The organism is Candidatus Protofrankia datiscae (assembly GCF_000177615.2).
Classification (GTDB): domain Bacteria; phylum Actinomycetota; class Actinomycetes; order Frankiales; family Frankiaceae; genus Protofrankia; species Protofrankia coriariae.
Map to the genome: position 1 here is coordinate 3,645,972 of NC_015656.1, position 11,956 is coordinate 3,657,927.

General features: G+C 72.8%; 5 protein-coding genes. 2 read left to right on the forward strand and 3 right to left on the reverse strand.

The window, feature by feature from the left end:
- Nucleotides 1-672 precede the first annotated feature (672 nt).
- Complete coding sequence (locus FSYMDG_RS15175) at nt 673-4,344, forward strand: AAA family ATPase (protein ID WP_013874287.1); 3,672 nt, start codon at nt 673-675, stop codon at nt 4,342-4,344.
- Nucleotides 4,345-4,370: 26 nt separating this feature from the next.
- On the opposite strand, the gene FSYMDG_RS15180 is transcribed toward FSYMDG_RS15175, so the two are convergent.
- From FSYMDG_RS15180 to FSYMDG_RS25355, 3 genes are all read right to left on the reverse strand, one after another.
- Nucleotides 4,371-6,116 carry a hypothetical protein gene (locus tag FSYMDG_RS15180; RefSeq protein ID WP_131774024.1) on the reverse strand — a complete coding sequence of 582 codons (1,746 nt, stop codon included), beginning with the start codon at nt 6,114-6,116 and terminating at the stop codon, nt 4,371-4,373.
- A 299-nt stretch (nt 6,117-6,415) separates the two neighbouring features.
- Nucleotides 6,416-6,757 (reverse strand): type II toxin-antitoxin system PemK/MazF family toxin, encoded by a 342-nt coding sequence (locus tag FSYMDG_RS15185; protein ID WP_013874289.1) that lies wholly within the window; start codon nt 6,755-6,757, stop codon nt 6,416-6,418.
- Between the two features lie 2 nt (nt 6,758-6,759).
- Nucleotides 6,760-7,017, reverse strand: coding sequence for a hypothetical protein (locus FSYMDG_RS25355; RefSeq protein ID WP_165440853.1), 258 nt, complete (start codon nt 7,015-7,017; stop codon nt 6,760-6,762).
- Nucleotides 7,018-7,468: 451 nt separating this feature from the next.
- On the opposite strand from FSYMDG_RS25355, the gene FSYMDG_RS15195 reads away from it, so the two are divergent.
- Nucleotides 7,469-11,923, forward strand: a complete 4,455-nt coding sequence (locus tag FSYMDG_RS15195) for an FtsK/SpoIIIE domain-containing protein (protein WP_013874291.1) — start codon at nt 7,469-7,471, stop codon at nt 11,921-11,923.
- Nucleotides 11,924-11,956: the final 33 nt, after the last annotated feature.

Sequence of the window (11,956 nt, forward strand, 5' to 3'; positions counted from 1 at the left end):
CGGTGTCGGTCCTCCAGCGGCATCGATGGGCGGACGGGGGGGCGTGCCCCAGCCGGCCGGTGCGGCAGGGAAGGCTGCACCGAGCGGATGGAACGGGTGACGATCGGCGAGCTTCAACCTTCACCGTCAGCTAGACAGTTAATGTTATGTCAACTTCCGACCGTGGACCGGACAGTAGGGAGGACCAACCCGGGGGTCAAGGACGCACTCGGCGCGTCACGTCACACCTTTCCCGTCCGTTCGGTCACATCATCCGCCACACCCGGGATGAGCGCTCCGGCCGGCCCGGCCCGGGATCGTCCGAATCCCCCGGAATCGGGACCGGCCCGGCCACGGCCCCCACGGCCCCCGCGGGCCGCTTCACCGGCCGCACGTCGAGGCGTTCGGCCGGCCTGCCGGGAGGATGACGACTGACAGCATCCGTCCGATCACCCGAAGGAAGTGAGTCACGATCGCCCGTCGACCGTGAGCAAACCGCGACGTCCGGCAATCCCCCGCGACGCTTCCGGACATGGGCGACCCGTTGTCGCGTGCACGACCCTGGCAGGTGTTTTGATATCCCTGTGCGGGCTTCCCCACCGGGTTTCACCCGTGAGTATCCAGTGGACCAAAGCCATCATGATCATGACTTCTCCGTCTCGTCGGAGAGCCCGGGGAACCGAGGGGTGCGATGTGGCCGTCACCAACACCTCCGGGGCTGCCGACCAGCCGGGCGGTACGGACGAGGCCGCCGTGGAACCTGGACCGCGGATACGCCTGGTCACCCCCGGCTCCCTCGTCGACCAGAACATGCTGACCGATCCGCTGTCGGGCGAACCGTCCGCCACGGGCACGGTGACGCTGCTGTTCACCGACATCGAGGGCTCGACCCGGCTGGTACGCCGGCACGGGGAACGCTACGGCGACATCCTGGCCGCCTGCCAGCGCCTGCAACGGCAGGCCTTCGCCGCCAACAACGGCCGGGAGATCGACACCCAGGGCGATTCGTTCTTCGTCGCGTTCCGTACCTCCAAGGATGCCGTGGCGGCGGCGGTCGCCGCCCAGCGCGCGCTGGCGGCGCACCAGTGGCCGGCCGGCGCCCGGGTCCGCGTCCGGATGGGCCTCCACACCACCGAGCCGACCGCGTGGACCGGCCGGTTCGTCGGGCTCGGGGTACACCGGGCGGCCCGGCTGTGCGCCGCCGGGCACGGCGGGCAGATCCTGCTGTCGGAGATCACCCACTCGCTCGTCGAGGACGCCCTGCCCGACGGCCTCGACATGCGCTACCTCGGCGAGCACTGGCTGAAGGACTTCGACCAGACCCAGCGGATCTGGCAGCTGGCCGTACCCGGCCTGCAGAACACCTTCCCGCCGCTGCGAGCCCCCGACGCGTCCGCCTCGGCCGGGATGTGCGACGAGACGGCCGCCGGCACTGACGCCGATGACGACGCCGACAGCGACAGCGACAGCGACAGCGAGCATTCCGCCGGCTCCCACCTCGGCTGGCTGGCCAGCATGGCGGACGCCGCCTTCGTCGGCCGGGTGACCGAGCTGCGGGCCCTGCGGGAAAGCTGGGAGCGGGCCCGCTCCGGGCACCGGGTACTCGCCCTGGTCAGCGGGGAGCCCGGCATCGGGAAGACCACGCTGGCCGCCCGGATCGCCCGGATCGCGCTCGACGACGGCGGACTGGTGCTCTACGGCCGCTGGGACGAGGACGTCCTCGCTCCCTACCAGGCCTACCGGGAGGCGTTGAGCGAATACTCCCGCACCTGCCCGCGGTCCGTGCTGCGCGCCGAGTTCAGCGAGCACGCCGACGAGATCTCCCGGCTGTTCCCCGAGGTCGCCAAGCGCATCGGCGTCGTCGGCACCCCGCTGCCGGGCAACGCCGAGGCCGAACGGTTCCGCCTGTTCGAGGCCATCGACGGCTGGCTGGGCACGATGGCCGCCCGTCGCCCCGTGCTGACCGTCCTCGACGACCTGCAGTGGGCGGACCGCTCCTCCCTGCTGCTGTTACAGCACATCACGCGGGCGCTGCGGGCCACCCCGCTGCTCGTGGTGGCCACCTACCGCAGCACCGACCACGGGGAGCTCAGCGACTTCCTGCCCCGGCTGGTCCGGGACGTCGGCTGCCGGCGGATCACCGTCGACGGCCTCGACGACGACGAGACCGTGGCACTGCTCGGGCGGATCACCGGCGGCGGGCTGTCCGGGCCCGACCTCGCGCTGGCCCGCGAACTGCGGGCGGACACCGCGGGCAACCCGTTCTTCCTCACGGAGATGATGCGCCACCTGGTGGACATGGGGACGTTGTTCCCCGCTCCTCTCCCGGCATCCGGCCGGGCCCCGTCAGCGGACCCGGCGGTGCCGGCGGGCCTGCCAGCACCGCCGAACCCGCTGCCGGCCCCGCTGACCCCCACGGGGCCCCTTCAGCCGGACCGGCCGCTGCCGGCACACCTGGCGGACCTGTCGGGGCCGCCGGCCCCGTCCCAGGTCGAGATCCCCGAGACCGTGCGGGATCTGGTGCGCTGGCGGCTGAGCCGGCTGTCCCGGGAGTGCGCCGCCGCGCTGGACGTCGCCTCCGTGATCGGCCACGAGTTCGACGTGGACATCCTCAGCACCGCGACCAGGATCGACGAGATGCGCCTGCTCGACCTCCTCGACGAGGCGCAGCAGGCCGGTCTGGTGCACGAGGACCACGACCAGGCCGCCCGGTACGTCTTCTCGCACTCGGTCGTCCGCCGCTTCCTGCGGGACAACCTGGGCCTCACCCGGGCCGCCCGGCTGCACCGCCGGATCGGGGACGCCTTCCAGGACCGCCAGGCCAGCGCCCACGCCGAGCTCGCCCACCACTACTGGGCGTCCGCGGACCCGGCCGTCGCCGACCGGGCCGTCCACTACGCGCGGCTCGCCGGCGACCGGGCCCTGGCGGAGGCCGCCTTCGACGGCGCGGTGCTGCACTACCGCCGCGCGCTGGACGTGCTGGACCGCAACGGCGGCGGGCTGCGCGCCGAACTGCTGCTCGCCCTGGGCGACGCCCACGGGCGGGCCGGGGAGTACCCGGCCCGGGACGCCCGTTTCCTCGAGGCGGCCGCCGCCGCCCGTAGCAGTGACTCCACCGACCTGTTCACCCGCGCCGCCTTCGGCTACGGCGGCGTGCTGCCCCCGGCGGTCAGCCCCGACCCACAGGGCCGGGCACTGCTGGAGGAGGCGCTGCAGCGTCTGGGCACCGCCGACAGTCCGGCGCGGGCCAGGGCCCTGGGCCGGCTCGCCCACTGGATACACCACGAGCGCCCGTACGCCGAACGGGTCGCCCTCTGCCGGGAGGCGATCGCCATGGCCCGGCGGGTGCGGGACCTCGCCACCCTGGCCACCGTGCTGCGCCACCGCTGCTGGGCGCTGGACGGCCCCCGCGACGTCGACGAGCAGCTTGTCGACGCCGCCGAGATCCTGCGGCTGGGCGAGGAACTCGGCAACCACGAGCTGCTCCTGGACGGACTGCGGATCAAGATGTCCGCACGGTTCCGGCGAGGGGAGTTCGAGCTGGCCGCCGACACCGCCGCCACTCTCACCGACCTCGCCCGCGAACTGCGCCATCCCGAGTTCCTGCGGATCGCGACCATGTGGAACGTGGTCGTCGCCACCATCGAGGGACGCTACGGGCACGCCCAACGGCTGGCCGGTGAGCTGCAGGCCCACCTGCGCCAGCTCGGCCACTCGCAGATCGACCTGATCCCCATCGGCCAGGCGCTCCCGATGCTGTGGCTGCAGGGACGCCTCGCCGACACCCGCTCGCTCATCGACGACATCGCCACCCTCCAGTCACACATCCAGATCTGGCCGGCGATGCGAGCCTGGCTGGGCGCGGAGTCCGGCGCCGACGACCAGGTCCGTCAACTACTGGGCCGGCTCTCCCCGGACGCGCCGGCCAGACTGGACGAGAACTACTCGTGGTGGGCCACCATCGTCGCGTTCATCCAGGCCGCGACCGCGGTCGGGGAGCAGGAGTGGGCGGGCCGGCTCTACGACCTCGTCCTCCCCTTCGCCCGGCACAACGCCACCCTGGGTCTGGCGGGTTTCCTCGGTGCGGTCACCCACCACCTCGGGGTGCTCGCCGGGACACTCGGCCGCTGGGACGCCGCCTGCGCACACTTCGAGGCGGCTCTGGAGCGGCACCAGACGATGGGCTCCGTGCCGTTCGTCGCGCTCACCCAGACGGAGTACGCGCTCGTGCTGACCGCCCGGGGCTGCGACGGCGACCGGGAACGCGCCGAGGGCCTGCGCGCGGCCGCGCTGCGGACCGCCGCCGAGCTCGACCTGAAAGCGATACGCACCCGCGCCGCCCGGCAGATACCGCCAGGAGCCTGACCCGGTCACCGCCGCGACGGGCCCGGTCACCGTGACAGCTCGACCTCGGCGGGGGCCGTCAAAACCTCGGCGGATGCTTCCAGGTGCTGGAGGATGAGCGGGTAGACGTCCCGGTCGGCGTTCTGGCCGATGACCGCGTCCAGGTGCGCGTAACCGGGCAGGATGCTGCGGCTGTAAAGCTCCGGGCCGTTGGCGTCGCGCAGCCAGCGCAGGGTCCGCGCGCTCCCCTCCGGCAGGAAGATGTAGTTCTCCGTCCCCTGCAGGAGGTGGATGGGCAGCCGCAGGAACCGCGGATCACGGGTGTAGACGTCGCCGCCCGCGGCGTCGACGGCCCGGCCCGCCCGCATCATCGACGCCAGGTGCCGCAGCGAGGCGATGTTGCCGACGCCGAACATGCCGTGCAGCGCCTCGTGGGTGGCCTGGTTGAGCTGGGCGTGCCGGTGGGTGCAGCCGAAGATGGCGTTGATCCAGCGGCACAGCGCCTGGCCGCACCGCTCCGACGGGGCCATCGGCAGCGCGCGTAACGCCAGGTCGACGGCGGCGTTCGGCAGGGTGAACCGGCGGGCCGGCCGGACCAGCCTGAGACCGGCGGCGGTGAGCAGCTCACTGACACGTAGGGCGATCTTGAGCCTGTTCAGCCGTGACGTGACCAGATGCAGCGGAAACTGGGCGCAGACCACCGAGCGGACGTCGGGCAGCTTGCCGGCCGCCAGCGCCATCAGCAGCGACCCGGAGCCCACACAGTGCCCGTACGCCTGGACGTCGGCTGCCCCGGTCACCCGCCGGACCTCCGCGACCGCGGTCGGCCAGTCCTCGGTGGCGATGGCGTCGATGGTGAACTGGGTGGTCGAGGACGGCAGGTCGATGGACGCACGGTAGTCGAACAGCCAGACGTCGTAGCCGTGCTCGACCAGGAACTCGGTCAGGTTCGTGCGGATCGCGTCGGTGACGAAGGCTCCGGTGGACATGGCGAACCCGGCGGCGAGCAGCACCGGCCCCTTCTCCCCGCCCCGGTAGCGGATCAGGCGCAGCCAGCCGTCGGCGCCCACCTCGGCGCCCTCGTGCCAGCGACCGCCCTCGCCGCACCAGCGAACCTCGGGCTCCGGCAGGCGCAGCGCCCGCCGCCTGGGGCCGGCCGGCCGGTGGGCCGTGGCGGCGGGGAAGCGCCGGGCCTCGTCCAGCGGGCCGCCGTAGATCCGCCGCAGGTGCCTGGCGAGCAGCTTCAGGGCGGCCAGCTCGTACTCCCGGCGGCGGCCGGCGTCGGTGACACCGCGCACCTCGATCGCCCACGGCGCCCGGACCCGCCGGGCCAGGCGAAGCGCCCGCAGCGGGCCGCGCCACGCGGACCTGGCACGGCCCGCCCCGAGTGTCCGCCCGTCGTCCGTGCGCAGCGTCAGGTTGAGGGTGGTCGTGTCGGACCACGCGTCGAGCCCCGGATGATCGTGCAGTACCTTGAAGCCCTCGAGGATGTAGCGTCCACCGTCGTCGGCGACGAGCAGCAGACGGTACCGCGCGTGCCAGGTCTCGACCCGATCGGGGTCGGGTTCGCTGAGGACGCACTCGCCGTCCTCGATCGTCAGCGCCGTGCTCGACAGGATCGGCACCCGCACGCTTCCCGACGGGCGGCCCGGCGTGCTCTGGTCACGCAGCAGCGCATCGGCGTCGTCGAAGTCGACCGTGAGATCGATGCGGACCGACGTCCGCGCGGAGTGACCCCGGGCGAATCCGGCCTGGAAGTCGTCGGTCACCCTGGTCGAGAAATAACCTCTCAACCGCTCACGGAAACGCAGTGCCGCCAGGTCACGGGACGGAAATGAGGCAACATCCGGCTCAGAAGATGGGATCTCCGGTCTGGAGACAATGCTCATCGCTCCCCCGTCGCTGTATGCCCGGCGTCGATGTCGCCGACCGGTGACGGGCTGGTCGGTCGCCATACCGCCGGCGGGCCACCATGCTTCGCAGAGCACATTCCCACGACCAATTGAGCTACGTCACTATCGGTTGCCTGACAGCCCCCGCCCCACCTCTTCTGAGGTTTCCGCGGATCGGCGGCGGCGCTCCGGGCGTCCCATCAGAGGTCGATCATCTGGGCCAGGACAGTGCGCACCTCGGCGACCTGTTCGGCGTCCAGCCGGTGGAGCGGGCCGCGGCCGGTCAGCCGGCCGGCCGAGACCGTCCGGACCTGCTCGGTTATCACCCAGCCGGCACGCTTGCCGGGGACGTCGATCCGGACCCGGTGAATCCAGCCGGGCCGCTCCCGCGTGGTCAACGGCAGGACGCTGACGAGCGCGCCGCCGGTCAACGCCAGGTGAAAACGCGAGGACACCACCAGGGCCGGACGCCGACCGGCCTGCTCACGCCCCTCGGTGGGATCGAAGTCGAGCCACCACACCTCCCAGGGCGCGACGCCCACCCTCACACGCTCTCGTCCCACACCTCGTCGGCATCCCACGCCTCGTCGGCGACCGGGGCGTCCACCGCGCTCCACGCCCGTCCCTCGGCCAGATACTCGGCCCAGCCTCCCGGATCCTGCGCGCGGAAACGGTCCATCGCGGCGACGGCCTTGCGCTGCCAGTGTTCGTCCAGCAGCCGACGCACGGTCTCGTCGGCGCTGGCGCCGCCGAAGTCCTCGGCGGCGACCCGAAGCACCCGCTCCCTGGTCTCGGGACTCACCCGCATCATGGTCGTCACATCATCAAGTTTACGCCACCGTAAACCCGACGGTAGCCCACAGGGGAGCACTGTCCGGTCGTGAAACGCGACGCTGACACGCGCCAGCGGGGTTGCACCACGTCGCCGTCCCGGCCAACCGGGATACGACCGGCCTCGGGACTCGGCGGTTGGGCCCCGCATCAGAGGCGCACCGCGCCGCTCCGGCCCAGTTCACCGATTTGCCGATCGTGTCGTCTTTTCAGATGCCACGCTGGACACGACGGCCAAGCCAGGCGGTCGGCCGGCATGCTGGGCCGCGCCAGCGGCCGGCTTCCCGGCCGCTGGCGTTCGTAAAGACCAGCCGAGTACATTTGCCAACAATTCCGGCTGATTTCGCGAAAGGCGTGATGGAGGCATCGGCAGTGATGTCGCCTGATGGTGGTGTGGAACGCGCACGGGAGCGAAGCAGGAGATGATCCTCAGACTGAGTGTGCACGACCCCGACGCGGGTACCCGGCGCGACGTCGAGATATCGGCCGCTCCCGAGACCGAGGTCGGCTCCGTGCTCGACGCGCTGCCGCTGCCGGTCGGCGGCCGCCGCTGCTTCGTCGGCGACCAGCCGCTCGACCGCGCCGGGAGCGTTGCCGAAAGCCCCCTGGTGCACGGCGCGACGATCGGTATCGGTGCTCCGGGCCCTTGTCCGCGCGCCGTCCAACCTGGTGTCGCCGGTGCTCTACGGGTGTGGGACGGTCACGACGCGGGCCTGATCGTGTGGCTCGCGCCAGGCCGCCACCTGCTGGGACGGGATCCGCAGACCCAGGTCGCGCTCGGCTGTGACGAGGTCTCCCGTCAGCACGCGGCACTCACGGTGTCCTCGGACGCCACGGTCACCGTCGAGGACCTCGGCTCGAGCAACGGCACCCTGATCGACGGCGCGCTCGTGACCGGCCCGGCTCCCCTCCCGGCCGGCGCCGTCCTCGAGACCGGTACCGACCGTATGGAGTGGGTGCCGCTGCCGCGGACCCCGCTGCGGACCAGCCGCGGTCAGGACGGCCGTCTCGACTTCGACCGGGCCTTCGCGCCGACACCCGCCGTCAGCCGCACCGAGCTGACGCTGCCGTCGGCCCCGTCCCGTCACGCCGCATCCCGGGGCGCCCTGTGGATCCCCGCCCTGTTACCCCTCGTCGCCGGCGCGGTCCTCTTCGCGGTCCTGCGTAACCCTCTCGTCCTGCTGATGTGCCTGCTCGGTCCCGTCAGCATTCTCGGCGCCCAACTGGTGGCCCGCGGGCAACGAGCAGCCGACAACCGGCGCTTCGAGGCTGAGAAGGCGGCCGCGCTGGACAGGATCACCGCTCTCGTGGCGGCCGAGGAGAAGATCCGCCGCGCGCGGGCGCCCGACCGGCTCGACCTCACGCTCGCCGCGACCGGAGCCGACCGCCGGGTGTGGCCACGCAACGCGGACTCCCCCGACGGCCTGCGGCTGCGGGTGGGCATCGCGGACGAACCCGCGTCGATCGACCTGCGCGGCCAACGGTGGACCGGTTTCGAGGAGCCCACCCTGCACGGCGTGCCGCTGACCGTCGATCTGCGAACCGTGGGTGTCCTCGGTGTCACCGGAGCGTCCGGGCCGGCCGATGACCTGGCCCGCTGGCTGCTTGTCCAGCTCGGCGTGCTCCGCAGCCCCGACGACCTCCGGATCGTCCTGATCACGTCCGGCAGTCGTGACCACCTGGCGTGGGCCACCTGGCTGCCGCACGTCGCCGCCGACAGCGCGGGCCCCGTGCCCTGCTGGGTCGGCAACACCGAACAGACCCGGAGCAGCCGCATCGCCGAGCTCCGAGATCTGATCACCATCCGGTCCGCCGAACGCCGGGGCGCCGGCACCGTCCGTTTCGCCGAGGACGTCGTCGTCCTGCTCGACGGCGCGCTCGCGCTGCGCAACCTGCCGGGTATGAAGGCGATCCTGCGGGACGGCCCGGAAGCCGGCGTGTACGTGATCGCCGTCGACCGGCACGGGATGAACGAGTGCCGCGCCGAGTGCCAGGTCGACGACACCGGTGCCGTCCAGCTCACCCACAATCGCGGCGAGCGGGTCAGCGTCGGCCGCGCCGAGGGCACCAGCCCGGACGACGCCGAACGGCTCGCCCGCGCCGTCGCGCCGCTTCGTGACCGGCTGTCACTGGGCAGCGCCGAATCGGCCATCCCCTACCCGGTGCGTTTCCTCGACCTCGTCGGCGTGGGTGTGGCGTCCGCGGACGACGTGCTCGCCCTGTGGGCGAACCAGCCAGGGCCGACCACACAGGTGCCGCTCGGCGCGGACGCGGACGGGCCGGTCACCGTCGACCTCGCCGGACAGGGACCGCACACGATGCTCGGCGGTGCCACCGGCGCGGGCAAGAGCATCCTGCTGCAGACACTCGTCACCTCCCTGCTGCTGGCCAACGCCCCCGACGAGCTGAACCTCGTCCTCGTCGACTTCAAGGGCGGCAGCGCGTTCCTGCCGTTCGAACGCTGCCCGCACGTCGTCGGGCTCATCCGCTCCACCGGTGAGACCTCCGCGGACGTCTTCGACGAGGCCGCCGCCGAGCGGGTGCTCGCCTCGGTGCGCGCGGAGGTGCGCCGCCGGGAGTCCCTGCTCGCCCGGTACGGCGGGGAGATCGACGAATACTGGGCCGCCCGGCGTTCCGCACCCGGGCTGCCCGCTCTGCCCCGCCTCGTGATGATCTTCGACGAGTTCGCGCGGGTGCTGGAGACGTCCCCGGACTTCCTGCGGGCGCTGGTCAACGTCGCGGCCAAGGGCAGGTCGCTCGGCATGCACCTGGTGCTGGCCACCCAGTCGCTGCAGGGCAAGCTGTCGGCCGAGCTGAAGAACAACATCGACCTGCGGATCACGCTCCGGCAGAACGAGCCGGCCGACAGCGTCGAGGTCCTGGGCGTATCGGACGCCGCGACCATCCCGGGCCGGCTGCGGGGCCGTGGCATGATCCTGTGCACGAAGGACGAGACCCGGACCCCGCGGGTGTTCCAGTCCGGCTACCTGGGTGACCCGCCGCCCGCCGGTGGCGCCCCGCCCGCCCGGATCCGGATCGTGGGCTGGACCGCGCTCGGCACCGCCCGCCCCGAGGAACAGGCCGACCACGGCGGCGCGACCACCGACCAGACGCTGACCGTCCGCGCGGTCGAGGCCGCCGCGCACCGGCTGGGCCGCCCGGCGCCGTTCCGGCCGCTGCTGCCGCCGCTGCCCGCGGACCTGACCCTGGACGATCTTGCGACGGCCTGGGGCGACGACGAACCGGCCGCGACGGCCGTCCCGTACGGTCTGATCGACTCCCCCGACGCCCAGGCCCAGCCACCGGCCGTGCTCGATCTGGCCGGCAGCGACCGGCTGCTGGCCGCCGGCGGGCCGCAGCAGGGCCGCACGACGCTGGCCCGCACGCTGATCACCAGCCTGGCGTCCCGCCTGCGGCCGGACGAGGCTCAGGTGTACGTCATCGAGCACCAGCCGGCGGGGCTGGCCACCTACGCCGGGCTGCCGCACTGCGGCGCGGTGATCGCCGGCGGTGAGCCCGACCGCATCCGCCGGTTCGTCACCTGGCTACGTGACGAGGTCACCCGCCGCCAGATCGGACGGTCGGGCGGCGCTGTGACGACCGCCGGGCGGCGGGATCCGTGGATCGTCGTCATCGTCGACGGCTGGGAGCGGTTCGAAAACCGCGGCGACCCCACCTTCCTGGAGACGTCGCTGCTGACCACGCTGCGCGAGACGATCGTCGCCGGGCCGCCGCTGGGCGTGCATGTCGTACCGCTCGGTGGCCAGGAACTGCTCACCAGCAAGGTGGCGGCCCTGTTCACCCGGCGCCTGCTCCTGCCGTTCGGCAAGGAGGAGCTGCGCCGGGCGCACCTGCCGTCGGGGGTGGCCAGCCCGCCGGCCGTACCCGGCCGGGCCGCGGACGCCGCGAGCGGCGCCCAGATCCAGATCTGCCGCCCGTCCGTCGACGCCGACACCTTCATCGACCAGGTGACCACCCGGCTGTCCGCGGCGGGCCTGGCCACGGCCGCCGTGACCGGGCCGGTCACGGCGCGGCCGGCCATACCGGGGACGGCCGCGGCGGGACCGCTCGCAGCGAGGCCACCTGTCGTCGGCCCGCCCATGACAACCGACCAGCACACGGCGGCCGGGCTGCCACGCCCGTTCCCCCCGCTGCCGGCCCACGTCACCGTCGACGCGCTCCGGCTGCCCGACCCGGCTCCGTCGGGCACCTGGCTGCCGCTCGGCGTGGGCGGCCCGGACGTGGACGTCGTGGGCCTGGACCTCTTCGACGCCGGGCCGCACCTGCTGCTCGTCTCCGGCCCGGCCGGCTCCGGACGGACGACCGCGGCGGCGGTCGTCACCCGCGGGCTGCGGCGGGCCGGTGTCGGCGTCCTGGCCATCGCCCCGCCCCGCTCACCGCTGCCCAGCCTCATCGGGGACGACGGCGGTGTCCGGGTCGTCACCGGGACCGTCCTCAAAGACACCGACCTGCGGGCCGCCGCCGAGGCGTTCGGTGATGGGCGATACGCGGTGGTCGTCGACGACTGCGATCAGATCACGCTGGTGCCGACGCAGGTCAACTTCGCCGACGGCCCCACCCTGCTGCAGGACATCGCCAGCCCCGGCGCGCTCGGCCGGCACGCGCTCGTGCTCTGCGGTGACGCCGCGCCGATCCTCACCGGCCAGCGCCGATCCCTCGCCCGCGTCGTCAGCGAAATCATGACCAGCGGCGCCCGGCTGCTGCTCACCCCCACCTCGCCCGTGGTGGCGCGTGAACACGGCTTCAAACTGGAACCCGACCAGTTCTTCGCCACCCCACCCGGCCGCGGCCACCTCGCCACCGCCCGCACCACCATCCTGATCCACCTCGCCCGCCAGCCGTCCGTCACGGAATGAACCGCCCCGGTCCGACGGAGACGACGGCTGCTC

What these genes read in the sequence shown, in the direction of transcription:
- FSYMDG_RS15195 (WP_013874291.1), top strand. Translation starts at nt 7,469, where the DNA reads ATGATCCTCAGACTGAGTGTGCACGACCCCGACGCGGGTACCCGGCGC.